The organism is Flaviaestuariibacter amylovorans, from assembly GCF_039541815.1.
GTDB lineage: Bacteria > Bacteroidota > Bacteroidia > Chitinophagales > Chitinophagaceae > Flavisolibacter > Flavisolibacter amylovorans.
Map to the genome: position 1 here is coordinate 56935 of NZ_BAABGY010000001.1, position 26146 is coordinate 83080.

The 26146-nt window shown below is 61.1% G+C and carries 23 protein-coding genes; 16 read left to right on the forward strand and 7 right to left on the reverse strand.

Features of this window, described 5'->3' with window-relative positions; all coding sequences use genetic code 11:
• Nucleotides 1-50 precede the first annotated feature (50 nt).
• Nucleotides 51-1142 (forward strand): 3-phosphoserine/phosphohydroxythreonine transaminase, encoded by a 1092-nt coding sequence (serC, locus tag ABD937_RS00255; protein WP_345252569.1) that lies wholly within the window; start codon nucleotides 51-53, stop codon nucleotides 1140-1142.
• A 126-nt stretch (nucleotides 1143-1268) separates the two neighbouring features.
• On the opposite strand, the gene ABD937_RS00260 is transcribed toward serC, so the two are convergent.
• Nucleotides 1269-1961 carry a hypothetical protein gene (locus ABD937_RS00260; RefSeq protein WP_345252570.1) on the reverse strand — a complete coding sequence of 231 codons (693 nt, stop codon included), beginning with the start codon at nucleotides 1959-1961 and terminating at the stop codon, nucleotides 1269-1271.
• Between the two features lie 219 nt (nucleotides 1962-2180).
• Here ABD937_RS00260 and ABD937_RS00265 point away from each other — a divergent pair, with 219 nt between their 5' ends.
• The 3 genes from ABD937_RS00265 to ABD937_RS00275 all read left to right on the forward strand — a co-directional run bounded on the left by ABD937_RS00265 (nucleotide 2181) and on the right by ABD937_RS00275 (nucleotide 6758).
• Entirely contained in the window at nucleotides 2181-3398 is a 1218-nt protein-coding gene (locus ABD937_RS00265; RefSeq protein ID WP_345252571.1) for a DUF1015 domain-containing protein, read from the forward strand.
• A gap of 336 nt (nucleotides 3399-3734) precedes the next feature.
• Nucleotides 3735-4736 carry a tetratricopeptide repeat protein gene (locus ABD937_RS00270; RefSeq protein ID WP_345252572.1) on the forward strand — a complete coding sequence of 334 codons (1002 nt, stop codon included), beginning with the start codon at nucleotides 3735-3737 and terminating at the stop codon, nucleotides 4734-4736.
• A gap of 237 nt (nucleotides 4737-4973) precedes the next feature.
• The gene (locus ABD937_RS00275) at nucleotides 4974-6758 is read left to right on the forward strand and encodes an AMP-dependent synthetase/ligase (RefSeq protein WP_345252573.1); all 1785 of its coding nucleotides are present in this window, start codon (nucleotides 4974-4976) and stop codon (nucleotides 6756-6758) included.
• A gap of 217 nt (nucleotides 6759-6975) precedes the next feature.
• Here the strand turns inward: ABD937_RS00275 and ABD937_RS00280 are convergent, their stop codons facing one another.
• The 4 genes from ABD937_RS00280 to ABD937_RS00295 form a co-directional block, all read right to left on the reverse strand.
• Entirely contained in the window at nucleotides 6976-7173 is a 198-nt protein-coding gene (locus ABD937_RS00280; RefSeq protein ID WP_345252574.1) for a hypothetical protein, read from the reverse strand.
• 87 nt (nucleotides 7174-7260) lie between these two features.
• A complete protein-coding gene (locus ABD937_RS00285; RefSeq protein ID WP_345252575.1) occupies nucleotides 7261-7698 on the reverse strand; it encodes a hypothetical protein in 438 nt (145 codons plus the stop codon).
• A gap of 161 nt (nucleotides 7699-7859) precedes the next feature.
• Nucleotides 7860-8099 carry a hypothetical protein gene (locus ABD937_RS00290; RefSeq protein ID WP_345252576.1) on the reverse strand — a complete coding sequence of 80 codons (240 nt, stop codon included), beginning with the start codon at nucleotides 8097-8099 and terminating at the stop codon, nucleotides 7860-7862.
• A gap of 35 nt (nucleotides 8100-8134) precedes the next feature.
• Nucleotides 8135-8359 carry a hypothetical protein gene (locus ABD937_RS00295; RefSeq protein ID WP_345252577.1) on the reverse strand — a complete coding sequence of 75 codons (225 nt, stop codon included), beginning with the start codon at nucleotides 8357-8359 and terminating at the stop codon, nucleotides 8135-8137.
• Between the two features lie 253 nt (nucleotides 8360-8612).
• On the opposite strand from ABD937_RS00295, the gene ABD937_RS00300 reads away from it, so the two are divergent.
• Nucleotides 8613-9779, forward strand: coding sequence for a hypothetical protein (locus ABD937_RS00300; RefSeq protein WP_345252578.1), 1167 nt, complete (start codon nucleotides 8613-8615; stop codon nucleotides 9777-9779).
• A 269-nt stretch (nucleotides 9780-10048) separates the two neighbouring features.
• Here the strand turns inward: ABD937_RS00300 and ABD937_RS00305 are convergent, their stop codons facing one another.
• Complete coding sequence (locus ABD937_RS00305; RefSeq protein ID WP_345252579.1) at nucleotides 10049-10459, reverse strand: OsmC family protein; 411 nt, start codon at nucleotides 10457-10459, stop codon at nucleotides 10049-10051.
• Nucleotides 10460-10763: 304 nt separating this feature from the next.
• Here ABD937_RS00305 and ABD937_RS00310 point away from each other — a divergent pair, with 304 nt between their 5' ends.
• From ABD937_RS00310 to ABD937_RS00350, 9 genes are all read left to right on the forward strand, one after another.
• Nucleotides 10764-11225, forward strand: a complete 462-nt coding sequence (locus ABD937_RS00310; RefSeq protein ID WP_345252580.1) for a response regulator — start codon at nucleotides 10764-10766, stop codon at nucleotides 11223-11225.
• Between the two features lie 487 nt (nucleotides 11226-11712).
• The gene (locus ABD937_RS00315) at nucleotides 11713-12138 is read left to right on the forward strand and encodes an endonuclease domain-containing protein (protein ID WP_345252581.1); all 426 of its coding nucleotides are present in this window, start codon (nucleotides 11713-11715) and stop codon (nucleotides 12136-12138) included.
• Nucleotides 12139-12666: 528 nt separating this feature from the next.
• Nucleotides 12667-14511: a 2-oxoacid:acceptor oxidoreductase subunit alpha gene (locus ABD937_RS00320; protein ID WP_345252582.1), complete on the forward strand. Its 1845-nt coding sequence runs from the start codon at nucleotides 12667-12669 to the stop codon at nucleotides 14509-14511.
• A gap of 150 nt (nucleotides 14512-14661) precedes the next feature.
• On the forward strand, nucleotides 14662-15633 hold the full coding sequence (locus ABD937_RS00325; RefSeq protein WP_345252583.1) for an SRPBCC family protein: 972 nt from the start codon (nucleotides 14662-14664) through the stop codon (nucleotides 15631-15633).
• Between the two features lie 10 nt (nucleotides 15634-15643).
• Nucleotides 15644-16381 (forward strand): class I SAM-dependent DNA methyltransferase, encoded by a 738-nt coding sequence (locus ABD937_RS00330; RefSeq protein WP_345252584.1) that lies wholly within the window; start codon nucleotides 15644-15646, stop codon nucleotides 16379-16381.
• 20 nt (nucleotides 16382-16401) lie between these two features.
• Nucleotides 16402-17577 (forward strand): DmpA family aminopeptidase, encoded by a 1176-nt coding sequence (locus ABD937_RS00335; protein WP_345252585.1) that lies wholly within the window; start codon nucleotides 16402-16404, stop codon nucleotides 17575-17577.
• A 111-nt stretch (nucleotides 17578-17688) separates the two neighbouring features.
• A complete protein-coding gene (locus tag ABD937_RS00340; protein ID WP_345252586.1) occupies nucleotides 17689-18549 on the forward strand; it encodes a TraB/GumN family protein in 861 nt (286 codons plus the stop codon).
• Nucleotides 18550-18641: 92 nt separating this feature from the next.
• Complete coding sequence (locus ABD937_RS00345; RefSeq protein ID WP_345252587.1) at nucleotides 18642-19073, forward strand: SRPBCC family protein; 432 nt, start codon at nucleotides 18642-18644, stop codon at nucleotides 19071-19073.
• A gap of 88 nt (nucleotides 19074-19161) precedes the next feature.
• Nucleotides 19162-19764 (forward strand): DUF6630 family protein, encoded by a 603-nt coding sequence (locus tag ABD937_RS00350; protein WP_345252588.1) that lies wholly within the window; start codon nucleotides 19162-19164, stop codon nucleotides 19762-19764.
• Nucleotides 19765-19872: 108 nt separating this feature from the next.
• Here the strand turns inward: ABD937_RS00350 and ABD937_RS00355 are convergent, their stop codons facing one another.
• Entirely contained in the window at nucleotides 19873-21135 is a 1263-nt protein-coding gene (locus ABD937_RS00355) for a Pycsar system effector family protein (RefSeq protein WP_345252589.1), read from the reverse strand.
• A gap of 29 nt (nucleotides 21136-21164) precedes the next feature.
• Between ABD937_RS00355 and ABD937_RS00360 the strand changes: the two genes are divergently transcribed.
• The gene (locus ABD937_RS00360) at nucleotides 21165-22280 is read left to right on the forward strand and encodes a hypothetical protein (protein WP_345252590.1); all 1116 of its coding nucleotides are present in this window, start codon (nucleotides 21165-21167) and stop codon (nucleotides 22278-22280) included.
• 46 nt (nucleotides 22281-22326) lie between these two features.
• Nucleotides 22327-25968 carry a BamA/TamA family outer membrane protein gene (locus tag ABD937_RS00365; protein ID WP_345252591.1) on the forward strand — a complete coding sequence of 1214 codons (3642 nt, stop codon included), beginning with the start codon at nucleotides 22327-22329 and terminating at the stop codon, nucleotides 25966-25968.
• The last annotated feature ends 178 nt before the right edge of the window (nucleotides 25969-26146 follow it).

Below are 26146 nucleotides of genomic sequence, written 5' to 3' on the forward strand. Positions count from 1 at the left end.
GCCGCCCGCCCGCCGCAATGCCGGATATTTGCGGCTTAAACGACGCCCCGATGCCTTCTGTAAAGACACCGCACAACTTCAACGCCGGCCCCTCCATACTCCCCCGCAGCGTATTCGAAGAGGCGAGCCGCTCCCTCCTCGACTTCAACGGTACCGGCCTGTCGATCCTCGAGATCGGGCACCGCACGCCGCTCTTCGAGGCGGTGATGGACGAGGCCGTGGCCCTGCTCCGCGAGCTGATGGACCTCGATGCCGAGCAGGAAGTGCTTTTCCTCCACGGCGGCGCCTCCACGCAGTTCATGCAGGTGCCGATGAACCTGCTCGACTCCAGCGCCGTGGCCGCCTATACCGACACCGGCGTGTGGGCGTCGAAGGCCATTAAGGAAGCCAAGCTCTTTGGCGGCGTGGACGTGGTGTGCACGTCGAAGGGCGATCACTATACCCACCTGCCGAAAGACTTCACGGTGGACCCTTCGGCCGCCTATCTCCATCTTACTACCAACAACACCATCTACGGCACGCAGTGGCAGGACCTGACGCCGTTCTATAAGGCGCATGTGCCGCTCGTGGCCGACATGAGCTCCGACATCCTGAGCCGCCGCCTCGACTTCAGAAAGTTCGGGCTGATCTATGCCGGCGCGCAGAAGAACATCGGCGCCGCCGGCGTCAACGTGGTGGTGGTGCGCCGCGACCTGCTCGGCAAGGTGCAGCGCACGCTGCCCACCATGATGGACTACCGCAACCACATCGAGAACGGCTCCATGCTCAACACGCCGCCCGTGTTCGCCGTATACGTGTGCCTGCTCACGCTCCGCTGGCTCAAGGGCATCGGCGGGGTGGACGTCATCGAAAAGGAGAACGAGCGCAAGGCGGCCCTGCTCTATGATACTATCGACGCCCTCCCGGTCTTCAAGCCCACGGTGGCCAAGGCCGACCGCAGCCGCATGAACGTCTGCTTCGTGATGGACAACCCCGATACCCAGGCTGAGTTCCTTGCGCTGTGCCAGCAGGAAGGTATGGTAGGCGTCAAGGGCCACCGCTCCGTCGGCGGCTTCCGCGCCTCGCTGTACAATGCGCTGCCCTACGAAAGCGTGGTGGCCCTCACCGACCTGATGAAGCACTTCGCGCAGAAGAAGGCATGATGCAATGTGCTGATGTGCAAATGAGTTAATATGCTAATAGAAAAAAGCCGCTCTACGGGAGTGGCTTTTTTATTGGGTGATTTCAAAAGATTAGCACATCAGCACATTAACCCATTAGCACATTGATTAACTGCGGTAGGGGAGCTTCTTCGCGATCCAGTTGCTGTAGTACTGCACGAGGTCGTTCACGTTGTTAGGCAGGTCGTCGCCGCCTTCGCGGAAGGTCTTCCAGAGCATGCGGCCGTCGGGGCCGTTATACAGCGTGCTGTTCATGTTGATGTCGGTGGCGTTGAAGCCGTCGAGGGAGGTGCCGGTGTTGCGGCCGCCCTTTCCGAACACATTGAGCAGGTCGCGGCCGACGCCCACCGCGGTGGCCACGCCGTCGCTTACGTTCTTCTTCTTGTCGAGGGTCGTCATCATCACGGCATCCACGCCCAGCAGCTTGGCCAGCTCCTCCGGCGACTTGCCGTAGGCGGTCTCGATGTCGAGACCGGCGGACTTGAGCAGGGCATTGGTCTGGGCCGCACCCTGGAAGCTTACCAGCGGGCCCTTGCGGCGCTTGCCGGCCTGGCTCACGATGTAGGAGAGGAGCGTTTCCTGGAACTGGGCGCTCCAGGCCTCGTTGGCGGCACGGATGCTTTCGGCGGTCTCGTTCTTGCCGACGTGGCCGGTCTGCACCACGCGAACGGGTAGTACTGCTACTTTTTTGTGCGTCGAAGCCTGCTGGCTAAAATCGGAAGCGGTAAATACATTCTTGCTGCTGCTGCAGGAGGCGAAGGCGATGGCGCCTGCGAGGAGGAGGGGTAGGAGTGTTCTCATAATTTAGTCGTTTAATTCCCAGACGAAGCCGGGCCGTAAAAGTGTGGCGCGTCGGTGTTAAAAGGAAGTAAAAGCCGGTCCGCCTGCTTTTTTAGGGGCACCGTCCGTGCATGGAACCGCGGAATGGGGTGATGAATTGCGAAACGCAGCACCCCTGCCGGTTCGCAAATATTCGCTACGTTTGCCCCCTTAGTTTTCAACGCTTCAATCCTTTCCGATATGGCCGACATCCGTCCGTTCCGCGCCCTGCGCCCGCACAATGAATTCGCTGCCCAGGTGGCTTCGCGTCCCTACGACGTGCTCAACTCCGAGGAGGCCCGCAAGGAGGCCGAGGGCAACCTGCTGTCGTTCCTGCACGTCACGAAGTCGGAGATCGACCTGCCCGCGGGCATCGACATCCATACGCCCGAGGTGTATGCAAAGGCCAAGGAAAACCTTGACGCCCTCGTGGCCCGCAAGGTGCTGTTCCAGGACGAGGCGCCCTGCTACTACATCTATGAGCTTGCCTGGCGCGGCCGCAGCCAGACCGGCCTCGTGTGCGTGTCGTCGGTGGACGATTACTTCAGCGACGTCATCAAGAAGCACGAGTTCACCCGTCCCGAAAAGGAGAAGGACCGCATCGAGCACATGGCCGCCATCCGCGCGCAGACGGGCAACGTGTTCCTCGCCTGCAAGGACCTCAAGGAGCTCAACGACATCTTCGAGCACTGGAAGAGGCAGCACGATGCGGAGTATATCTTCACCGCTCCTGACGGCGTGACGCATGCGATCTGGGTCGTGGACGGTGCCGCCACCATCGATTCGATCACCAGCCTCTTCGCCGAAAAGGTTCCCTTCACCTATATCGCCGACGGCCACCACCGCTGCGCCTCCGCCGCCAAAGTGAGCCAGCAGCTCCCCGACAGCGAGGCTGCTCAATGGTTCCTGACCACCATCTTCCCGGCCAACCAGCTCGCCATCCTCGATTACAACCGCATCGCGAAGGACCTGAACGGCATGAGTCCCGAGGCGTTCCTAGCTGCATTGAACGAGCAGTTCGACGTAACGCCGGCCGAAGGGGCCGTGCAGCCGGCAAAGCTCCATGAGTTCGGTATGTACCTCGGCAACCAATGGTACCGCCTCACCGCAAAGGAAGGCAGCTTCCGCACCGATCCCATCGGCGTGCTCGACGTCACCATCCTGCAGGAGAACGTACTGAGCCGGCTCCTCAATATCAACGATCCCCGTACCGACAACCGCGTCGACTTCGTGGGCGGCATCCGCGGCCTCGGCGAGCTCGAGAAGCGCGTCAAAGCGGGCGAGGCCGCGGCGTTCAGCCTGTATCCCGTGAGCATCCAGCAGCTCTTCGATATTGCCGACTCCGGCCAGGTAATGCCGCCCAAGAGCACCTGGTTCGAGCCGAAGCTGCGCGACGGCCTGCTCACGCACCTCATTTGATCTCAGATCTCGGATGTGATGATGTCTGATGTGAAGGAGAAAAAGGGTAGAAGTGATTTTTGACCGTTACAAAAAGAAGTAGAGAAGGTATTCGCTAAGAGACAAGTCCCGCGGCAGCGGGACTTTTTTTGTTGGATGGCCGGCGGGGGATTGCCGGCCGCGCAAGTTGCCTTTGTGCACGTTAGTCGCCAGAACGTGAGAGCGTCCACGCAGGGTCGCCGCCAGGCGAAAAGGCTGTCCGGTCAGGAACGACCGCTTACCAATAAACCAATAGACAAATAGACCAATAAACGCTTTTAACACATACTCCGCCCGCGATTCCTTTATTTTGGGCCCATGAAACGTTCCTTTCTCGTATTGCTGGCGGCTGCCCTCAGCTTCGGCGCCCGGGCCCAGGACCCCTCGGTCCAGGAAACGGCCCGCACCTTCCTGCGTTCCGGCGACTTCGATAACGCCGTGCTCGTGCTCACCCGCGCGCTCCAGCAGGATCCGAAGAACTACGGCCTCCAGAAAGACCTCACGATGGCGCTCTTCTACAAGCGCGATTATACAAAGGCCCTCGACATCATCCCGATGATGCTCGATCACAAGGAAGTGGACCCCTCCGCATTCCAGATCGCCGGCAACATCTACCGCGCGCTCGAACGGGCCAAAGACGCCGACAAGCTCTATCGCAAGGCGCTGGATAAGTTCCCGAAAAGCGGCCCGCTCTACAGCGAGTATGGCGAGCTGCTCTGGGCCCGCAAGGACTTCGACGCCATCAGGCAGTGGGAGAAAGGCATCAAGGCCGACCCGGCCTATGCCGGCAACTACTACAACGCCGCCCTGTATTATTACCATACGAAGGACAAGGTGTGGGCCCTCGTTTACGGGGAGATCTTCGTGAACATGGAAAGCCTCAGCGAGCGGGCCACCGCCATGCGCGGGCTCCTGCTCTCGGCCTACAAAGAGAAGCTGTTCGCCGATGCCGACATCATGAAGGACCAGCCGAAAGGCTCGTCGGAGTTTGCCCGCGCCTTCCTCGAGTCGATGGGTAAGCAGTCGTCGCTGGTCAACGCCGGCGTCAACGCCGACGTACTTACGATGGTGCGCACCCGCTTCATCCTCGACTGGAGCCGCAACTACGCCCAGAAGTTTCCCTTCAAGCTGTTCGAGTTCCAGCAGCAGCTGCTGCGCGAGGGGCTCTTCGAGGCTTACAACCAGTGGCTGTTCGGCACCGGCGACAACCTGCCCGCCTTCGACACCTGGGCCCGCAACCACAGCGCCGAATACGAGAAGTTCACCAACTTCCAGAAAGGCCGTGTGTTCCGCATGCCCCCCGGCCAGTACTACCAGTAGAATACCGAATAGCGAACAAGGAATATCGAAGGAGACCCCGGCCAGAGAGCCGGGGTCTCTTATCTCAGATCGGTGATCTCAGATCTTGGATCTGCCTATGCGCAACGCTTCTTACTGTTCGGATTTGCAGAAGTGGTACGAAGAACGCAGAAATGGTCCGCTTGGAACAGAGCTGAAATCTGAGATCTCAGATCTGAGATCTTGTCTTACCTTGTAACCGGACCTTATTTTTGCTATATGAGTACCCCCCGCCGGCTCTTCGACTGCCTGGATCAACTGATGGAAACGGCCCCCAACGACCCGCTGCTGGCAGCGAAGGAGCAGGGGCAGTGGCGCACCTATCCGGTGCGCGAAGTGAACGACATCGTGAACCGCCTGGCGGCCGGCCTGCTGGCCCTCGGCATCGGCGGGCACGACCTGTCGGTGGAAGGCAGCGACAAGATCGCCATCCTCTCCAAGAACCGCCCCGAATGGGTGTTCCTCGACCTCGCCGTGCAAAAGGCCGGCGCCGTGCTGGTACCGGTGTATCCTACCGTAGGCCTGCCCGACCTTGCCTTCGTGCTCAACGACGCACAGGTGAAGCTCGTATTCGTGAACGACGCCGACATGCTGGCCAAGGTGAGCGCCGTGCAGGAGCAGTGCCCCACCGTAAAGGCCGTCTATAGCTTTGAGACCATCACCGGCACGCAGCACTGGCGCTCCCTGCTCGACACCGGGCGGCCGGAGCACACGGCGATGCTGCAGGACGTCAACAGCCGCATCAACACCGAGGACCTGCTCACCATCATCTATACCTCCGGCACTACCGGCACCCCCAAGGGCGTCATGCTCTCGCACCACAACGTGCTGAGCAACGTCATGGCCACCCTGCCGCTGCTGCCCGTAGGCCGCGGCTGCAAGGTGCTCTCCTTCCTGCCGCTGAACCACATCTTCGAGCGCATGGTCACCTATATCTACCTCTATGCAGGCGTGACCATCTACTATGCCGAAAGCCTCGAAACGCTGGGCGACAACCTGAAAGAGGTAAAGCCCGAGATGTTCACCACCGTGCCGCGCCTGCTCGAGAAGGTGTACGAGAAGATCCTGGCAAAGGCCAACGACCTCACCGGCATCAAAAAGAAGCTGTTTTTCTGGGCCCTCCGCCTCGGCGAGCGCTACGACGTGCAGGAGCCGGGCTCCTTCGGCTACCGCCTGCAGCTGAAGCTCGCCAACAAGCTTATTTTCAGCAAGTGGCGCGAAGGCCTCGGCAACAACCTCAAATGTATCGTGACTGGTGCGGCCGCCTGCCCGGCGCGCCTCATCCGTATTTTTACGGCCGGCGGCATCCCCATCATGGAGGGCTATGGCCAGACCGAGTCCTCGCCGGTGATCTCCGTAAACCGGATCGAGCCCGAGAACCGCCGCTTTGGCACCGTAGGCCCCGCCATCGATGGCGTGGAGGTGAAGATCGCCGAGGATGGCGAGGTGCTGTGCAAGGGCCCCAACGTGATGATGGGCTACTACAAGCGCCCTGACCTCACCGAGGAAACCGTGAAGGACGGCTGGCTTTACACCGGCGATATCGGCGTCATCGAGAAGGGCAAGTTCCTCAAAATCACCGACCGCAAGAAGGAGATCTTCAAGACCTCCGGCGGTAAGTTCGTAGCGCCCCTGCCCATCGAGACGAAGATGGTGGAGTCGCCCTTTATCGAGCAGATCATGGTGGTAGGGGATGGCGAGAAATTCACCGGCGCCCTCGTGGTGCCCAACTTCGCCCGCCTGCAGCAGTGGTGCACCGAATCGGGCATCGACCACTCCGACCGCGACGCACTGTGCAAGAACCAGAAGGTCCAGTCCTTCCTGCAGCAGCAGGTGGATGCCTACAACTCCTTCTTCAACCCCGTGGAGCAGGTAAAGCGCATCGCGCTGCTGCCGAAAGAATGGAGCGTCGAAGGCGGCGAGATGACCCCGAAGCTGAGCCTGAAGCGCAAGGCCATCATGGAGAAATACAAGGAGGCGGTGCAGGGCATTTATCGTGAATGACCTCACCCCCCTGCCCCTCTCCGGGAGAGAGGGGTGACTCTGTTCATCTGACCTTTAACGGCGAGCCTTAACTTATGTCAAGGATGGTTATTAAAAAGCCCCTACATCGTAGATGTAGGGGCTTTTTCTAGTGATTATTCGAAAGTTGTGAACACAGCGCCTATAGTTCTGTTCCACAGAGTCACCCCTCTCTCCCGGAGAGGGGCCGGGGGTGAGGTCACGGAATCCCCTCCGTCGTGTTCTGTCCATTGGCATCACGCATCTGCTCTACATCCTGCTTCGTGTCGGCGCCGTCGCTCTGCTCGGTGAGGCGGCTGCTCTGCCGCTGCAGGTACTCGCCCTGCTCCTTCTGCTGCACGTCGGTCTGCGTGGGCTTCGGGTAGGCATTGGGGCGGTCGGGTTGATTGTTGTCCATGATCTTGGGTTTTAGTGCGAAACACAACGCCCTGTAGGGTGTACAGGGCGTCGGTCATTAGTTAACTAACAAGCAAATCGTGGGGTATTACATACCACCTTCGCGGCCGGAGTTGCCGCCCGACTGGCTCGAACCGCCACGGCCGCTGTCGCCGCTGTTGAGGTCCGTACCGCCGGAAGAGGAACCGTAATCGGAGCCGGAGCTGCGCTCAGAGCCACCGAGGTTGCCCGAGCTGGTGCCCTGGCTTTGTCCGCCGAGGCCTTCGGAGCCGCGCTGCTGGCCACCCTGGCCGGATTCAGATCCGCCCATCGAGCCGCCCTGGTTGCCCATCGAGCCGCCTTGCTGACCGCCCTGCTGACCACCCTGATTGCCCATAGAGCCACCCTGCTGACCACCCTGGCTGCCCATAGAGCCGCCCGTGTTCTGCGATTGACCACCTTGCTGGCCGCCTTGGTTACCCATCGAGCCGCCTTGCTGACCAGACCGGTTCATGTCCTGGTCCTGGTTTCTTTGATTGTCCTGCATAACTACTGGTTTTGTGTTAAGAAAAAATAGATACTACTGGTCTTAAAGAATTATGCCCGGAGCACCGCCGTTCAGCGCCTTCCCGCCGGACCGGTCCGGGAATCGGGACGCGCTTCCCTTTGTAGAAGCTTTGACACAGCGCACCGGCTGGCATAACGTTCTTAGCTACCCGAAACCTGCCCGTCGTAGTCGGAGCCGGTGATGCCCTTCTTGGTGCTGATGCCCGAATCGCCGCGGCGGGTAGCGGCCCCCGTGGTGCCCATATCGGAGAGGCCGCCACCGCTCGTGCGGGAGTCGCCACTCTGGTTGCCCGTGCCGCCCGTTTGCTGGTCGAGGCCGCTGTTGCCCGACAGGCGGTCGCGCTGCGGGTCGATGTTCTGCTGTTCGCGTTCGTTGTTCATGATCGTTGATTTAGAAAATGAAGAATAGCAGGGACCTACCGGCCGCTGCGGATGGCGCCGCCGGTGCCGCCCTGGCGGTTGTTGCCGCTGGTGCCTTTGCTGCGCTCCGATTCGTTTCCGGAATCGCCGGACACCTTTTCATCGGGCTGATCCTGCAGGCCGCGGGCCAGGCCCGGCGTCTGCTGGTCGTTGCCGCTGCCGCCTTTATGATTGTTGTTGCCGTGTGACTGCTCGTCGAGGCGTTTGTTCTTCTTTGACATGATGCGTCGTTTTTTATGAGTGAATAAGACCGGGCCTTGCGGTCCGGCAATAAGCTGCGGCGGGCGGGTCAGGGGTGCTTTTCGACGACGGAAGAGGAGCGAGGCGCCGACCGCTCCACAAGAGCGATCCGGACCGATACATATCAAAAAATTATGCCATGCTTTTGGCATGGAGGCGCCAACATATTAGGGATTAACCGATTCCGTTAGCGCCAAACGCCCTATCTTGTCGCACTCCTAAACAAAACGACTGATGAGAAAAGCCATCGTGGCGGGCCTTCTTGCCCTCCTGTGGGGAAAAAGCGGGGCACAAACCGACTACGCCATCTTCCGCGATACCGCTACCCTCCGGGCGGCCGACTCGGGGCGACTCTCCCTCGAGATCGACAACATCAACTACCTGCGCAACTACGAGTGGTTCGGCAACATCCCACTGAGCTATACGCTGCTCGGCTCCCAGCTCATCCCCCAGCTCAAATACCAGGTCAACGCTTACTTCCAGCTTAAGGGTGGCCTCTACGTCCGCCGCGAGTTCGGCCGGCCCGGCTATGTGACCGTGGAGCCGGTGTTCAGCGCGAAGTACCAGAAGAAAGGACTCACCTTCATCATGGGCACCCTCGAGGGCGGGCTCAACCATCGCTTCGTGGAGCCGCTCTACAACATCGAGCGCTTCATCGTGGGCCGCATGGACCGCACCGGCCTCAACGACGTGCAGCGCGCCGCCAACACCCGCATGGAGCAGGGCCTGCAGGTAAAGCTTCAGCGAAAGCGCTTCTGGGGCGACTGGTTCATCGACTGGCGCGAGTCCATCATCGTCGGCGATCCCTTCCGCGAGCAGCTCAACTCGGGCATCTCCACGCGCACACTGCTGGTAGACCGGCCCGGGGTACAGGTAACGGTGCCCCTGCAGGTACTCGTGTCGCACTACGGCGGCCAGGTGTCGAGCGCCCCCGTGGCCATCGAGTCGCTGTTCAACAGTGCGGTGGGCGTGTCGGTGCACTTCCCGATGCGGAGCGGTGTGCTGAAGTCGGTGCAGACCGATCATTACTACGTGGGCTACAAGAACATCTCGGGCAACAAGCTCCAGATCTATAACGAGGGATATGGGTGGCTCTCCACGCTGCTGCTGAAGTCGAAATGGAACCTCGACCTCGAGCTGCGCTACTGGAACGGCAATACATTCTATGGTCCGCTCGGGCTGCCGCTCTACAACTCGATCTCGGAAAAGTACCCCGGATACGGGGAGCCGGAGCGCTCGCTGCTCTTCGCCACCTTCATCTACGACAAGCAGCTCTTTCCCCACGTCGCCATCGACTTCCGCCTCGAGCCTTATTACGACCTGAAGAACAGCAAGCTCGAATACGGCTACTCCGCATTTCTACGGTTCAACAAAGATTTCTTCCTGAAAAAGCTTCGCTGATTCAAGCCCTCCGTTCGGAGGGCTTTTTTTATGCCGCCGGGGCGGCGGATCACGACAGCACGACGGCGCAAAGGCACGACGAATACCATCGCCCGCTTCACCAAATGCTATCGGCTTTGCACACATTCCTGCTTCGTGATCGACTTGACTCATTTCGTTGCGCCGTCGTGCCGTTGCGCATAAGGCGCTTGCGCCACTCATCGCTTCAGCGATGACTAAAAACAAACGCCTCCCGGCAGGGAGGCGTTTAGAATTATCGGATATAGGCCTTAACCTAATTTGGCTTCCGAAGAGATCTCCGTCTTCAGCAGCTTCGAGATGGGGCATTCCTGCTCAGCCTTCTTCACGCTTTCCTGCCACTTGGCCTCGTCGATGCCAGGCACGGTGCCGGTAACGGTGAGGTGCGATTTGGTGACGGCGCCGTTCTCGAACGTGATGTCGCACTTCGTCTCGAGGCGCTCGGGGGTAAAGCCGGCCTCGCCCAGCACGAAGGAGAGCTTCATCGTAAAGCAGCCGGCATGCGCCGCCGCCACGAGCTCCTCGGGGTTCGTGCCCTTGCCTTCCGCGAAGCGGGAGTTGAACGAATACTGCGTTGCCTCGAGCACGCCGCTCTGGGTGCTGAGGTTGCCATTGCCTTCCTTGCCGGAACCGTTCCAAACGGCTGTTGCGTTACGTACCATAATCGTTGATTTTGAAAATTTGACGCTAAAGGTAGGGGCGGGGTGAGGAATCGAACAATGAATAATACTATCGGATAATGAATATCGCCTCGCGGATGGTGGCGGTGCTCCGATGTGCTCCCTGCTGCCTCAGCCAAGAACCATAAGAACCTTTGAACCCCTTAAAACCCTCAGAACCCTCGCAACCCTCAAAACCTTAATCTCTAAACCCGGAACTTATCCCTATCTTTAGGTATACGCGGCCGCCTCGTCACCATGCCTGCGCCTTGCACCTCAACCAGGCTAAACAACCAAGACCAATCCTATGCCGCTGCTGATTAACAAGATCCTGCTGGTCGACGATGACCCCGATGATGGCTTCCTGATGGAAAAGGCACTGCTCGACGTTTCCCCCGACCTCCAGCTCCGCTACCTCGAAGAATCCGACCACCTGCTGGCCCTCCTGGCCGCGGAAGTTCCGGACCTCATTTTCATGGACATCAATATGCCCCGCTGTAATGGGATGGACGCCCTCGCCGAGCTGAAGCGCTCCGCCTACGCGCACGTCCCGGTGGTGATGTACAGCTCTTCAGACCGCATCTCGAGCGTGACCGCAGCCTATGAGCAGGGGGCAACACTCTACTTCCGCAAACCCGCCTCTTTTGGCAGCCTCGTCGACGCCCTGCGCGTCCTGATCGGCTACGACTGGAGCAATCCCGACGCCGTCAAAGCCAGTCAGCTGCTCGGTGGCCAGTACCTGCCTTTCGAAACCCCGGACGTGCGCTGAGTGCTTCCCCTTACGAAAGGCTTCGCAGGCTAAAACAACCTAAATTTTCCCCTTAGCGCTACCCCGCAAAAACCCGGTTTTTCGCGAGAAAGCGGGGCCGTTACTCATTTTTGGGTATAGCTGTGCTTAACTTCACTTCATATCCACGAAAAACCAAACAATCCAATCCTTTGAAAACGAAACGAGTCTGATTCCCATGAAAAACCAAAAGGTCCTGACTCCTGTGAAAAACCGCCGCCAATATCCTTCGAAAGTCCAACCGGCAAATTGATTCCGACAAAAAACAGGTAGGAAGCTCAATCCGTACCGTCCTCTTCCCGCCTGAGCCGACATTGATCCCCTCCCCACCAGGAGGGGATTTTTCGGCCCATCCCCCGGCCCCTTCCCGAAGGGAAGGGGAGTTTGGGTGCGGTTCCAAAAGGAAAATCTCAGTAAACGACGGGATTTTTCCCATGGCACCTTGCTTCATCATGGGGAGCTTTCCGGTATGGAGCAAAACCTGGAATTCTACCATTATCAACAGGCGCTTTCGGGAAACTATGCCGTGCTGAAGCAGTATGCCCAGCGGATGCGGGCAGCGCCCACGCCGGCGGAGGCTTTGCTGTGGGGCTACCTGCGGGGCTCGCGGCAGCAGGGATTGCACTTCCGGCGCCAGCACGTGATGTATGGATACATCGTCGATTTCATCTGCCTGACGCGCTGGCTCATCGTGGAGCTGGATGGCGGCATCCACAACAGGCCCGACCAACAGGCGTGGGACGCCCAGCGGACGCTGAAGCTCGAAGCCAAAGGCTACCAGGTACTGCGGTATCCGAACGAAGCCGTCTTCGCAGCCCCCTGGAAGGTAACCACAGAGATCGTAGCGGCCGCCCTTGCCCGCCCCCACCGCCCCCTTAAGGGAGACCAGCCGTAGATAAGAAAAGTCAGCCAACCCCTACCGGTTCAGGGAGCCCACACGTAAGCAGGGGAACAAAGCTCCCCTTCCCTCAGGGAAGGGGCCGGGGGATGGGCTGTTCTGTCACTTTACATGACTGTTTTTCGGTTAGACACGCCTGCGGAGCCATCTGACAGCCTTGCTGAGTGGTTTGACATCGCTGTTCTACCAGCCGCCATGACTGTTTTTCCCGATGACGTCTTTGTTTTGCGACCAGACATCGTTGTTTTGCGTAGTGACATGTCTGTTTGTCAGCCGACAAGCGTGTTTTGTACGCGACAAGCCTGTTCTGACCCATACATGCGTGTTATTTATCATACATGGCAGTTTTCAGGCCGGCAGGCGTGTGGCGCACCGGGATCGATTGATGGGCCGCGCTCCACCCTCCGGTTGCATAAACCAAATGTTAAAACGGAGCTCAAACTCCCCTTCCCCTGGGGAAGGGGCTGGGGGATGGGCTAAAACCCCCCAAAACCTTGCTCTTCGGGCGTACCTTTGCGCCCAATTATGGAACGCAAGCAAGAATTCGTGCAGGATGTGGTCATCAAGTTCGCCGGCGACTCCGGCGACGGCATGCAGCTCACCGGCACCCAGTTTACCAACAATACGGCCCTCCTCGGCGTGGACCTCTCCACCTTCCCCGACTTCCCCGCCGAGATCCGCGCCCCCATCGGCACCCTCCCGGGCGTATCGGGCTACCAGCTCCACTTCTCCTCCAACTCCATCCATACCCCCGGCGATGCCTTCGACGTGCTCGTGGCCATGAACGCCGCGGCCCTCAAGGTCAACATCAAGCACCTCAAGAAGGGCGGCAAGATCATCGTCAACGTCGACGGCTTCGACGCCAAGAACCTGCGCCTCGCCAACTACCCCGAGGGCGTCAATCCCATCGAGGATAACTCGCTCGACGGCTACGAGGTGATCCGGATGGACGTGACCAAGATGACCCGCGAGGCGCTCAAGGACGACAAGATGGGCACCAAGGAGAAGGACCGCGCCAAGAACATGTTCGTGCTCGGCTTCCTCTACTGGATGTACGGCCGCGACATGGCCTCCACCGAGCAGTTCCTCAACGAGAAGTTCGCGCGCAAGCCCGAGATCCTCGACTCCAACATCCGCGTGCTCCGCGCCGGCTACAACTACGGCGACACCACCGAGACCTTCACCACGCAATACCAGGTCGAAAAGGCGAAGATGAAAGTGGGCTCCTACCGCTCCATCATGGGCAACCAGGCGCTCGCCTACGGCCTCATCGCCGCCTCCGTGAAAAGCGGGCTCCCGCTCTTCCTCGGCACCTATCCCATCACGCCCGCCTCCGACATCCTCCACGAGCTGTCGAAGCACAAGAACTTCGGCATCCGCACCTTCCAGGCCGAAGACGAGATCGCCGGCATCTCCGCCGCCATCGGCGCGGCCTATGGCGGCCACCTCGGCGTCACAACGACTTCAGGTCCCGGCATGGCGCTGAAGACCGAGGCGATGGGCCTCGCCCTCATGCTGGAGCTGCCCCTTGTTATTGTAGATGTACAACGCGGCGGCCCCTCCACCGGCCTGCCCACCAAGACCGAGCAGAGCGACCTGCTGCAGGCCGTGTACGGCCGCAACGGCGAAAGCCCGATGCCCGTGATCGCGGCGTCCACGCCCTCCGACTGCTTCGATATGGCCTATGAGGCCACGCGCATCGCGGTGGAGCACATGACCCCCGTAATTCTACTGTCGGACGGCTACATCGCCAACGGCGCCGAGCCCTGGCAGTTCCCGAACACCGACGCGCTGCGTCCCATCCACGTGGAGTTCAAGACGGAGCTCGGACACAGCGAGCCGAAGTTCCAGCCCTACCTCCGCAACGAGAAGGGCGTGCGTCCCTGGGCCGTGCCCGGCACCGCCGGCCTCGAGCACCGCATCGGCGGCCTCGAGAAGGAGAACGTGACCGGCAACGTGAGCTACGACCCCGAGAACCACCAGACGATGGTGAAACTGCGCCAGGAAAAGGTCGACAAGATCGCGCAATACATTCCCGAGCAGGCCCTCGACAACGGCCCCGAGCGCGGCAAGGTGCTCGTGCTCGGCTGGGGCTCCACCTATGGCGTCATCAAGACGGCCGTGAAGGACCTGCTGGCCGAGGGCCATGAAGTGGCGCACGCGCACCTGAAATACATCCGCCCCTTCCCGCGCAACCTCGGCGAGCTGCTGGCCCGCTACGAGACCGTATTAATACCGGAGATCAACAACGGCCAGCTGATCAAGCTGATCCGCGACCAGTACATGATCGACGCCAAGGGATACAACAAGATCATGGGCGTGCCCATCACGAAGGCCGAATTGACGGAAGCGGTCCGGCAGTACCTTTAGAACAGCAGAACAAGGAATATCGAATGATGAAATATGGAGGCGCACCCGGTGCGTCTCTTTTCATTTGAGCGGGGGCTTGGTGAAGAAGTAGTAATTTGGAGCGACCGAAAAAAGGGGTGTGCGGTTACGCACTCCTGCCAACACCTACCGATGGAAGAAGACATCCACCAATCCGACCCGACTGCCGAAGAGCGGGCTGAGTCGATGAAGCGGCTGAACCGGGTATTTCTTGTCGTTCAGCTCCTGGTCCTGTTTCTCACCACGCTGCTGCTCCTGCAGTCGGGCAGCTACGGCGGCACGCTGTTCCTGATCATCCCCTTTTCAATCGGTGTCACCATCGGGGCCTATTCGCGCACACAACACACGAAGCGGGGGCTTCGCCAGTTCGGCCTCGTGCTGCTGGTGCTCGCTTCGTTCTGCATCCTGCTCGTAGCGGTGGGCGCCGAAGGTGCGATCTGCGTGCTCATGGCGATCGGGATCATCTGTATTCCCGCGCTGCTCGGCACGCTGATCGGCTACTGGATGCGCAGGGCTGTTCGCGGACTTTCGGTGGTGCTGATCGCGGTGCTTACCTCGTCGTCGGCCACGCTGGATGCGTACAGCGATGGGGCGGTTCGCTCGGTGGCCACCCGGTCGGTCATCATCAGTGCGCCGAAGGAGCGTGTGTGGGCCGTGCTCACCAACCCCGTGCGTTTCCTGCCTCCCCGCCATGCCCTCTTGCGCGCGGGTGTGAGCTACCCAACAACAATGGCGGTGACGCGCACAGCTGGTGGCGGCGCTTACCTCGACTGCTCTTATTCGAACGGACACGGCCGCTTCCCGATCGGCAGCCTCGACTCGCTGCGGCGCCTGCGCTTCACGATGATAGAGGACCTGACGACGATGTCGGAAGTTTCGTGGCTGAACGAGGTCGACGCCCCGCACCTGAAGGGCTACTTCGAGCCTTTTTATGGCGAGTTCGAGATCGAGGAGCTGGGGCCGGACCGATGCCGGCTGACGGCCCGTACGGCCTATGCCTATAAGATACGCCCGGCGTTTTACTGGCAATGGTGGACCGATCACCTGACCAATGCCATGCACGACAACGTGCTGCGCACGATCCGGGAATACGCCGAACGCTGATGCCTTGCCCATGTCGCTCCTCCCGCTCCAACAAGTCTTCGACGGCCTCGCGCCGTACTATCACCTGCCGGATCTCCTTTCGTTCCGGGTCGCCGACCGCCTGCGCCGCAACGTCGTGCGCGCTGCCCTGCGCCCTGCCGACCGGACGGTGATCGACCTAATGTGCGGTAGCGGGAACAACCGGAAGTGGCTCACCGGCAGGCAGCCGTTGCACTACACCGGCTATGACGTGTCGCCGGCCATGATCCGCGAGGCCCGGCGCCGGTATGGCGCCTCCGCCGGCGTGGACTTCTTCGAGCGCGACCTGCTTCGTGAAGATTGCGGGGCAGGGGCTGCCGACCTCGTGCTGTGCAGCTATGGGCTCAAGTGCATTCCGCCCGCGGACTACGAAGCGTTCGTGTGTCTGGTAGACCGTGCCATCGGGCAGCAGGGGCGCTTCTGCTTCCTCGAGTTTCAATACCCTTCCGCTCCGTTCCCGCGGCGCCTCGCCAAAGCCTACCTGAAGTGGATATGCCGCCCGCTGAACGGCCTCGTCGCAGGCAACAGCATGGCCACGCGGGCACTCGAAGCCCGTTTGCAATTTCCGGTCGACACGGAGCGGTGGTGCGCGCTCTTTGCGGCGAAAGGCATTGCGGTGGCCCTGCGCCGGCGTTTCGGGGGCGCGGTGATCGAACTGGAAGGCCAACGTATAGCCGCCCAATCGTGTGCTGCGGGCACTCAGGCTGTCGCTCCTGATGGCGTATCTTGAAGGATCAAAATCGACCGCGCATGCGCCTCCTCACCTGCCTGATCGCCCTTTACTACACGCTCGCCGCCTCCGCCCAGGACCGTGCCCGCGACTGGGGCATCCCCTTTCCCGGCACACCGGGTAAATACAATGCCATCACTGATGTGCCCGGCGTGGAGGTAGGTTATAAGACCCTCATCTCCGGCAGTGGCAAGAATGTAATCGGCAAGGGCCCCGTACGTACCGGCGTCACCGCCATCCTGCCCACGGGCCGCACGCGCAAGCCGCTCTTCGCCAACTGGCATACCCTCAACGGCAACGGCGAGATGACGGGCACCACTTGGATCACGCACTCCGGCCTCCTCGAAACCCCGATCCTCATCACCAACACCAACTCCGTGGGCACCGTGCGCGACGCCGTGCTCAAGTGGTTCGTGAAGCGCAACTGGTTCGGCAACGACAAGGGCTTTTACAAAGACTTCTGGTACACTTATCCCGTAGTGGCCGAGACCTACGACGGGATGCTCAACGACATCTACGGCTTTCATGTGCGGGAGCAGGACGCCTGGGAGGCGCTTGATTCGGCCCGGGGCGGCGCCATCGCAGAAGGCAATGTGGGCGGCGGCACCGGCATGACCTGCCTCGGCTTCAAGGGCGGCACCGGCACGGCTTCGCGACTCGTAAAGGCGGCGGGCCGTAGTTATACGGTGGGCGTGCTGGTGCAGTCCAACTTCGGCGGCCGGGCCAACCTGTCGATCGCGGGCGTGCCCGTGGGCCGCGAGCTGCGCGACACGCTGCGCCCGGAGTTCAAGGCCCCGCCGCAGTCGGCCGCGCCCGAAGGCCAGGGCTCCATCATCGTGGTGGTGGGCACCGACGCGCCGCTGCTGCCGCACCAGTTGAAGCGCATCGCCGAGCGAGTCACCATCGGCGTGGGGCGTGTGGGCGGCCGCGGCGAGAACTCCTCGGGCGATATCTTCTTCGCCTTCTCCACCGCCGATGCCGGCACCTTCAGCCGCGACAGCGTTACCAGCGTGCACCTGCTTCCCAACGAAGCCATCGACCCCCTCTTCGAGGCTACCGTGCAGGCCACCGAGGAAGCCATCCTCAATGCGATGGCCGCGGCTAAGACCATGGAAGGCATCAACGGCAATAAGATGCCGGCGCTGCCCCGCGAGGCGGTGATCCGCATCCTGAAGAAATACAACCGCGTTCCTTAGGGTTTTAGGAGGTTTTGGGAGGTTTTAAAGGTTTTGGAAGGTTGGGGGAGCAGCGCTGTAACATTTGCGCCCCTGGCCCGTATATCAGGAACCCTCCTTAATGTAACCCTTATGCTGCGTAACCTGCTCGCTCTGTTGCTTGGCGTTACGTGTCTTTCCGTGCAGGCGCAGAACACGCACCTCTGGAAGGTCACCGATCCGCAAAGCAAGCATGTGTCTTACCTGTTCGGCACCTATCACCTGTTCGGCAACACCTTTGTCGATTCCTTTCCCGCCATCAGGTCTGCACTCGAAGCTTCCATCGTTGTAGTCACGGAGACGTCTATGGATCTTGTAGAGCAGCGCCGGCTGTATCATGCGCGGCCTTCGTCGCCGATGCTGGCCGAAAGCCTTTCTCCCGCCGACCGCGATCTGCTGCAAGCGATCATCAACCGCCGCCGCAACGTAGACCTGTCGCGCCTTACGCCGGGCGAGCTGCTCGTACGCCTGCAGGCCTATTACCCGCTCGTGAAATGTCCCGTGATCTCGAAGCGTGATACCATCTTCATGGACGAATACCTCCAGCACCTCGGGCGCCAGGCAGGAAAGCGGATGGTCTACCTCGAAACCGACTCCTTCCAGCTGGTGCGCGTGGGCCAGCTCACAAAGCATGTGGATTGGCCCCTGTTCCGCAAGGCGGCACCAGCCTGGCTCGCCCTCTACCGCAAGGAAGGCCTGGAAGCAGTGCGCTGCGAAATGTCGGAGCGTTATGCCGGTTTTGCCGATGAATACAAGCTCGATGACGATTGCCGAAAGCAGGAAGCGCTGCTGATCCGCGACCGCAATGCCGACTGGATGACGCGGCTGCCCGCCCTGCTCCGCGATGCACCCACCTTCGTGGCGGTTGGCCGCGGACACCTCGAGCGCCGCTGCGGCCTTGTTGCTGAGCTGCGCCGGCTTGGCTTCACCGTAGAGCCCGTTCCCCTGCGCTAGCCCGTTGCGCGAAGTACCCTCCTTCTGACGCAAACGCCACCTGCAGGCGAGCGTAGGGCCGGCTATCTTTGTGGCTCACCAACACGCCGCACATGCAGACCCTCGACTTCTCCATCCACATCAACGCCCCGCGCGCCCGCGTTTGGGAATCGCTCTGGAGCAACGCCGGCTACCGCTACTGGACGGCCGTCTTCGCCGAGGGCTCGTATTACGAGGGCGACCTCAGCGAAGGAAGCCGGGTTCGCTTTCTGGGTCCCAACAACAGCGGCATGTGGAGCCTCGTGGGCGCCCACCGCGCACCGGAGCGCCTCGCCTTCGTGCACCAGGGCGCCATCAAAGACGGCGTGGAGCAGGAGCCCGGCGTATGGGCCGGCACCACCGAAAGCTACGACCTGCGTGATGTGGACGGCGCCACCGAGCTCTCCGTAACGGTGGGCACCACTGAGGAAGCGGCGGGCTATTTCAACGAGACGTTTCCGAAGGCGCTGCAGCGGGTAAAGGAGGCAGTGGAGGGGCGTTTATAGTTTGAGTCGGGCAGCGCTAACCGGGAGGATCAGGTATCTTCAGGAACCGGGTGGCACCTGCGGGCGCAGCCTGCTCAAACAAGTCGATATGGGATTTTTTACACGATTGCTCTGGGGCCGTAAGGCAGAAGCACGCCGGGCGGCGATGCGCAGGTTGGCGGCCGGGGAGGAAACCGAAATGCCGTCACCCAATCGCCCGTCCTATCTCCGCCTCATCGAACTCATTGCGCATGGGGAGTATGTGCGGCAGGAGGTCCGGGAAGCTGTCGGCCGGGCATTCGACGATCCGAAATCATTTTTTGATGCCAACGGGAATTACAAGCCTGCGGAGCGCGGACTGCGTTTCCCAGCCGACCTCCCGCTCGCGCCGAAGTTCGTGCTGATCGATACCCTGGCGGCGCACGGCCAGATGGCGGAAGTGGACAGGAACGAACCCGGGGAAGAGGAAATCCGTACCGCCGTGACGGAGATCCTGATGGCTAAGGAGATCCCGGTTCGACCCTCCAGGGAAGTGGGCGACGACCCCGATTGCGATCCCGGCACCCTGCTCTGGAATATCCACCAGTCGGAGCTCGAGCCGGAAGGCTATGCCCTCGTGCTCCTAGACATCAACACGGACAGCTATGTATTTACGGTCGTAGCCTCGGAGCACCAGGCGGAAGTGACAGCGCTATTCGCCAAGCTGGTATAGGGTTGTTTCGTCCTGAAAAACGTTGGGTACTCATAACAAAGCCCCGGCGCTTGCGCCGGGGCTTTGAACTTATTAGCACAGTAGCATATTACCCCATTAGCACATTCGCTACGCGCCGCCACCCCAGATATACGCGCCGATGAAGGCCAGCACGGCAGCGATGAGCCCGTACATGAAGATGGTGTAGGAGATGCGCAGCAGCTTGTACTTGCGCGCCAGCACGAGGCCGAGGTAATAGGTATCCTTGATGAGGGAGCTGTAGATATAGTCGCGGTCCTTCAGCAGCTCGTTCATCGCCCAGTTGTATTCCTCCAGCTGCATGCGGTGGAAGTTGCCGAAGAACAGCAGGTTGGTGCGGCGGTTGCGGATATCGTCCTCGCTGAAGGTGCCCTTGTTGACGTAGGGGCGCGTGGCGAGTACGGCGAAGATGATGGTGGCCACGCACACGGCCGACAGCAGCAGCGTAGGCAGCGCGAGGTGGGGATAGTATTCGAGGCGGCCGAGCAGCACGGAAAACATGATCGAGATGATGATGGAGTTCACCGAGATCATGATGTTTGCCTTGGAGTCGGCCTGCGAGGAGAGGTTGATGTGGTTCTCGGAGGTGAGGCGGAACATCGTCTGCACCGAGCGCTCGCGCTCCTTTTCGCTGCGGGCCGCGGCTGCGGCCGCTCCCCCGCCTTTTTCTTCCTTCGACGGCGGCTCCGTGGCGGCGGCATCGAACACATAAGGAGAGACATCCATGGCCTGCGTGTGCGGCACTTCTTTATCGCCCTGCTTCTTGCGCAGCTGCCGCAGCCACTCCTGCTTCTTCGGCTCGCGGTGCTGCTGCGCGTACTCGGTGAAGTACTGGTGCGTCTCGAAGAACTCGATGTTGCGCTGCCGCCATTCCTTCTTGGGCAGCTCCTTGCCGAAGTAGGCCTCCTGCTCGGCGCGGAGCATCCCGTTGATCTTCTTGTAGTCGGGGGCACCGAGGTGATAGAGGTCGGCGTCGCAGAGGATCTTTTCCACGGTGGAGAGGGGCGACTGTGGCATGCGCGTTGCTTGAATGCAGGACGACACGCGCTGGACGATGTGGGGCTCGACGCCTTCTCCCTGCAGGAACCCGGTGGCGAGGCGGATGCTCTCTTTCTCGTGGTCTTCCGCCTTTCCGCTGCTGAAGCCGGTATCGTGGAACCAGGCAGCGAGCAGGAGCACGTACTGATCCTCATCGCTCAGGGGGTAATGGGCAGCCAGCTCCTGGGCGGCAGCCACCACCTGCTCGGTGTGTCCCAGGTTATGAAACGCGAACATCGGGTTCACTTTCTGCCGGAACAGATCGCTTACATAGGCCTGCGCCCGCGATAGGATTTGTAATTGGGTTTCCGTCATGGCCATTCTTTCTTTAATATCGGACAATCATGCCCCATCCATTATATAAAATATCATTCCTCGCCTCCGCCCGCCGAAGCTTTAGCGAAGGCGGGCTCTTCCCAAGGCTACGGCGAGCGGAGCCGCACAGCACGATCGAAGGCCATCGCGAAGCCGCGCCCAAAGATAGCGCCCGGCCGCTGCGGCTAGCCGTTGCCGCGATGGCCCTCCTGCTCCTCCTGGGTGGCTGCCAGATGCTCGGGTCGCGGCGCACGCTGCCCGGCTATGTGCTGCCGCGACCCGAGATCCACTTCCTTGAAAAGAAGCTCAGCGAGATCTCCGGGATCAACTACATTCCCTCCGAGAACTCGCTCATCGCCATCACCGACGACAAGCGCCGCGTGTACCGCGTGCACATAGACGGGCATGCCGACGACTACTTCGAGCCGGAGATCGGTCCGGCGGCCGACTACGAAGACGTGGTGAAGGTGGACTCCTCGGTATTCGTGCTCGTCAGTAACGGCGCCCTCATCGAAGCACGCCGCACCGACTCGGGGGTGGCCACCACCACGCGGTTTCTTTTTCCGCCTGAGGGGGTGGACCCGGCCGTCACGAGCGGTGCGGCGGTGGACGCGGCCGTGGAGGAGCTCAGCAAGGATGTGGATTTCGAGACCCTTTATTACGATTCCAGCGCCCGCGGCCTCATCCTGCTCACCAAGAACCGGAAAGACGAGAGCAAGCAGGCCATCCGCACTGCCTGGCGCTTCGACCTCGCGGCACGCCGCTTCGACACGGTGCCCTTCTACACCATCTCGTTCAAGGAGGTGAACCTGCGCCTGAAGGACGGCCGCACCGAGTTCAAGCCCTCGGCGGCCGCCATCCACCCCATCGAGCGCCGCCTCTATATCCTGTCGTCGGCGGGAATGCTGCTGGTGGTGACGGACCTCCGCGGAACTGTGGAAGCCGTTTACCGCCTCAACCCCAGCTTTTACCCCCAGGCCGAGGGCATTGCTTTTGCAACGAACGGAGATATGTACATCTCCAACGAGGCGAAGCTCGGTAAAGCCACCCTGCTCCGCCTGCCCTATAAAACCGGGGACAAGGCCCCGGCGGGTGGAGCCCGTACCAAGCCGTCCAAACCGGCAGCCCGCAGCGCCGCACCCTGACCGGGAGCGCGCTTCCGCGCCGCCCCACCATAAACACCGAAGACCGATGAAGAGGATTTTATTCAGCTGGGCTTTATTACTCGCAGGGCTCCTGGCTACTGCACAGACCGACTCGCTGCGCCACCGCATCTTCCTGCTGGGCGACGCCGGCGAGCTCGTCAACGGCAAGCACCCCGCAGTAGACTGGCTCAAGCAGCACGTAGACTGGAACGACACCCGTAATATGGCCGTCTGGCTCGGCGACAACATCTATCCCCTCGGCCTGCCCACCGAGGGCGAGCCTGATTTCGAGGAGGCGAAGCAGGTCATCGACTACCTTATCTCGCTCAACCGCGGCAAGAAGGCAAAAGCCTACTTCATCCCGGGCAACCACGACTGGATGAACGGGAAGATCGGCGGCTGGCTCCGCGTTCAGAACCAGGTCGATTACATCAACTCGCAACAGCTCTCCAACGTGGAAGCCTGGCCCCGTGGCGGCTGTCCCGGACCCATCACCATCGAGGTCGACAGCCAGCTCGTGGTCGTGCTTACCGACACGCAGTGGTTCCTCCACATCCACGACAAGCCGGGCCCCGCCTCCAACTGCTCGGCCAAAAGCCTCGACGATTTCGCCACCGAGCTCGAGGAGATCATCGAGACCCATCCCAACCAGCTCGTAGTGGTGGCCACGCACCATCCCATTTACTCGCAGGGCGTGCACGGCGGCGCCTATACGCTGCGGCAGCACTTCTTCCCGCTCGCGGAGGCGATACCGGGGCTGTACATCCCGCTACCCGTGCTCGGCTCGGTGTACCCCATCGCCCGCGGCGTGTTCGGCAACGTGCAGGACTTCAACCACCCCACGTACCGCGCCATGGCCAAGGCCATCGAGGACGTGCTCAAGCGTCACCCCAACACCATCGCCGTAGCGGGCCACGACCACAGCTCGCAGCTGCTCAAGAAAGAAAAGGACAGTCTTTACTATATCGTTTCCGGCAACGTGGCCGAGCTCACCCGCGTCAAGAAGGCCAACAACAACCTGCTCTTCTCCGACCTCAACTACGGCTTCGGCATCATCGAGATCACGAAGAGCGGCAAGGTGACGGCCCGCTTCTACAACACGCGGAGCCCCAACCTGCAGAACGCCCTCTTCAGCAAGGACCTCTTTACGATCAAGAAGGCGGCCCCCGCGCTCGTGGATACCGTGTTCAAGCCCTACCCGAAAACGGTATCGGTGGCGGCCAACAAGAACCTCCGCGAAGGCGGCCTCCGCCGCTTCTTCAGCGGCCGCAACTACCGCCAGGAGTGGACCACGCCCGTGGCCGCGCCCGTACTCGACCTCAGCACCGAGCAGGGTGGCCTGAAGCCCGTGCGCCTCGGCGGCGGCAAGCAGACGCGCTCGCTCCGCCTCGAGGACAAGGAAGGCCGCGAGTGGGCGCTCCGCAGCATCGAGAAGTTCCCCGATGCGGCCCTGCCCCCCGACCTGCGCCAGACCCTCGCCCGCGACGTGGTGGCCCAGGGCATCTCCGCCTCCTATCCATACGCCGGCCTCGCCTACCTGCCGCTGGCCCGCGCCGTGGGGCTGCCCGAGATCCGGCGTAAGCTCGTGTTCGTACCCAGCGACCCGCGCCTCGGCCGCTTCCGCGCCGGCTTCTCCGACGTGCTGGCCATCCTCGAGGAGCGCGAGCCGGTGAACGTGAAGAAGACCTATAACACCGACGACGTGGTGTTCCGCCTCTTCGACGACAACGACGAGCACATCGACCAGCAGGTGGTGCTCCGCGCCCGCCTCCTCGACAACTTCATCATGGACTTCGACCGGCACGAGGACCAGTGGCGCTGGGCCACCCGCGACACCGGCAAGGGCAAGATCTACTACCCCATTGCCCGCGACCACGACCAGGCCTTCTTCAAGAACGAAGGCATCGTACCCTGGTTTGCCAAAAAGCCCTGGTTCCTGCCCGAGGTGCAGGGCTTCCGCGCGAAAGCCGAAAACATCCGCACCTTCAACCGCGTGGCCCGCAACTTCGACCGCTTCTTCATGACCGACCTTTCGGCCCCGGAGTGGGAGCGCGCCATCGACACCTTCCTCAGCGCCATGACCGACAGCGTGATCGAAAGGGCGCTCGCCACCCAGCCCCTGGAGGTGCACAACGCCCGCAAGAACGAGATCGTAGAGACCCTGAAACAGCGCCGCCAATACTTCCGCGACGACATGATGGAGTACTACCGATTCCTGTCGCACCATGTAGACGTAGTGGGCTCCAACCAGCGCGAAGAGTTCCGGGTGACGAAGAACGCCGACAAGACGGTGCGCGTGACGGTGCATAAGATCGACAAGCAGAACCGACTCGCCACGCCCATGTACGACCGCACCTTCGAGCCGAAGGTGACCGACGAGATACGCCTCTACGGCCTCAACGACGACGACCGCTTCATCATCGAGGGCGAGCGCTCGCCCATCAAGGTGCGCATCATCGGTGGCTCGGGTAAGGACTCGTTCGTGAACACGGCGTCGGGCGGCGCGCTCCGCATCTACGACGCCACCTTCGAGCAGAACTACCTCAGCGGCATCAGCGATGGCCACAACCGCCTCAGCCGCGACCCGAACGTGAACCGCTACAATCGCCTCGGATTCAAGTATAACTACAACCGCCCGGGCGTATCGGTTGCCTATAACATGGACGACGGGTTCTTCATCGGCACCAGCTTCGAGATGATGCGCCAGGGATTCCGTAAGGAGCCCTTCCGCGCGCGGCACTACTTCCTGGGCCAGCACGCCCTGCGCACCTCCTCGTTCCGCTTCCGCTACGAGGGCGACTTCACGCAGGCGCTCGGCCACAAAGACCTCATCGTGCGCGCCGACATCCGCGCCCCGGTCAACGTCACTAACTTCTTCGGCTTCGGCAACAATACGCCCTACAACCGCCAGAAGGCGATCGACCGGTACTACCGCATCCGCTACGACATCGCCGACCTGTCGGTGCTGGCGCGCCGCCAGCTGCAGTCGTGGATGCGGATCAGCTACGGCCTTACCTTCCAGTACTTCCGGGTGAAGGAGGAGCAGAACAAGCTGCACTTCATCGACGAGCCCAATATCCCGGGCGTGGATTATTCGGACCTGTACAAGGAGAAGTACTTCGTGGGCCCGCACTTCCGCCTCGACATCAACTCGCAGAACAACCGCATCATCCCCACGCGCGGCCTGGCCATGGATTTCAACGTGCGGCCGCTCATCGGGCTCAGCCAGCATGCGCACAACGTGGTGCGCGCCGACCTCGATATGCGCCTCTTCTCGAGCCTCTTCGAGCTCCCGCGCTTTGTGCTGGGCACCCGCTTCGGGTGGGGCAAGGTGTTCGGCGACGACATCGAGATCCCGCAGGCCTATTACCTCTCGGGGATCAACAACCTGCGGGGCTACCGCCGCGACCGCTTCGCCGGCCAGTCGGTGCTCTACCTGCAGAACGAGCTGCGCTTCCAGCTCGCCAACTTCCGCACCTACCTCTTCCCCGGCGCCATCGGCCTCCTCGGCTTCTTCGACGTGGGACAGGTGAAGTACGGCGATGTAAAGCCCCGCGGCTGGTATGCCGGCTACGGCGGAGGCATCTGGGTGGCCCCGGTAAAGCGCTTCGTGCTCACGGGCATGATGGCCTTCAGCCAGGAAGAAAAGAAAGGCATGCCGCTGTTGACCTTTGGCTTTCCCTTTTAAGGGGACCGAAGTTTGATAAGGGATTCTTACCGCTAAGAAAAGAAGCGGCCAAGGTATTCGCTAAGAGAAAGGTCCTGCGTCAGCAGGACCTTTCTCTTGATCTCAGATGTTGGATGTGAGGATCTCAGATTTATGGGTCGGAGGAACAGGATGTTCCCGGTGGTTTAGGAGAACAATG

What these genes read in the sequence shown, in the direction of transcription:
- serC (WP_345252569.1), top strand. Translation starts at nt 51, where the DNA reads ATGCCTTCTGTAAAGACACCGCACAACTTCAACGCCGGCCCCTCCATA.
- ABD937_RS00260 (WP_345252570.1), bottom strand. Translation starts at nt 1,961, where the DNA reads ATGAGAACACTCCTACCCCTCCTCCTCGCAGGCGCCATCGCCTTCGCC.
- ABD937_RS00265 (WP_345252571.1), top strand. Translation starts at nt 2,181, where the DNA reads ATGGCCGACATCCGTCCGTTCCGCGCCCTGCGCCCGCACAATGAATTC.
- ABD937_RS00270 (WP_345252572.1), top strand. Translation starts at nt 3,735, where the DNA reads ATGAAACGTTCCTTTCTCGTATTGCTGGCGGCTGCCCTCAGCTTCGGC.
- ABD937_RS00275 (WP_345252573.1), top strand. Translation starts at nt 4,974, where the DNA reads ATGAGTACCCCCCGCCGGCTCTTCGACTGCCTGGATCAACTGATGGAA.
- ABD937_RS00280 (WP_345252574.1), bottom strand. Translation starts at nt 7,173, where the DNA reads ATGGACAACAATCAACCCGACCGCCCCAATGCCTACCCGAAGCCCACG.
- ABD937_RS00285 (WP_345252575.1), bottom strand. Translation starts at nt 7,698, where the DNA reads ATGCAGGACAATCAAAGAAACCAGGACCAGGACATGAACCGGTCTGGT.
- ABD937_RS00290 (WP_345252576.1), bottom strand. Translation starts at nt 8,099, where the DNA reads ATGAACAACGAACGCGAACAGCAGAACATCGACCCGCAGCGCGACCGC.
- ABD937_RS00295 (WP_345252577.1), bottom strand. Translation starts at nt 8,359, where the DNA reads ATGTCAAAGAAGAACAAACGCCTCGACGAGCAGTCACACGGCAACAAC.
- ABD937_RS00300 (WP_345252578.1), top strand. Translation starts at nt 8,613, where the DNA reads ATGAGAAAAGCCATCGTGGCGGGCCTTCTTGCCCTCCTGTGGGGAAAA.
- ABD937_RS00305 (WP_345252579.1), bottom strand. Translation starts at nt 10,459, where the DNA reads ATGGTACGTAACGCAACAGCCGTTTGGAACGGTTCCGGCAAGGAAGGC.
- ABD937_RS00310 (WP_345252580.1), top strand. Translation starts at nt 10,764, where the DNA reads ATGCCGCTGCTGATTAACAAGATCCTGCTGGTCGACGATGACCCCGAT.
- ABD937_RS00315 (WP_345252581.1), top strand. Translation starts at nt 11,713, where the DNA reads ATGGAGCAAAACCTGGAATTCTACCATTATCAACAGGCGCTTTCGGGA.
- ABD937_RS00320 (WP_345252582.1), top strand. Translation starts at nt 12,667, where the DNA reads ATGGAACGCAAGCAAGAATTCGTGCAGGATGTGGTCATCAAGTTCGCC.
- ABD937_RS00325 (WP_345252583.1), top strand. Translation starts at nt 14,662, where the DNA reads ATGGAAGAAGACATCCACCAATCCGACCCGACTGCCGAAGAGCGGGCT.
- ABD937_RS00330 (WP_345252584.1), top strand. Translation starts at nt 15,644, where the DNA reads ATGTCGCTCCTCCCGCTCCAACAAGTCTTCGACGGCCTCGCGCCGTAC.
- ABD937_RS00335 (WP_345252585.1), top strand. Translation starts at nt 16,402, where the DNA reads ATGCGCCTCCTCACCTGCCTGATCGCCCTTTACTACACGCTCGCCGCC.
- ABD937_RS00340 (WP_345252586.1), top strand. Translation starts at nt 17,689, where the DNA reads ATGCTGCGTAACCTGCTCGCTCTGTTGCTTGGCGTTACGTGTCTTTCC.
- ABD937_RS00345 (WP_345252587.1), top strand. Translation starts at nt 18,642, where the DNA reads ATGCAGACCCTCGACTTCTCCATCCACATCAACGCCCCGCGCGCCCGC.
- ABD937_RS00350 (WP_345252588.1), top strand. Translation starts at nt 19,162, where the DNA reads ATGGGATTTTTTACACGATTGCTCTGGGGCCGTAAGGCAGAAGCACGC.
- ABD937_RS00355 (WP_345252589.1), bottom strand. Translation starts at nt 21,135, where the DNA reads ATGACGGAAACCCAATTACAAATCCTATCGCGGGCGCAGGCCTATGTA.
- ABD937_RS00360 (WP_345252590.1), top strand. Translation starts at nt 21,165, where the DNA reads ATGCCCCATCCATTATATAAAATATCATTCCTCGCCTCCGCCCGCCGA.
- ABD937_RS00365 (WP_345252591.1), top strand. Translation starts at nt 22,327, where the DNA reads ATGAAGAGGATTTTATTCAGCTGGGCTTTATTACTCGCAGGGCTCCTG.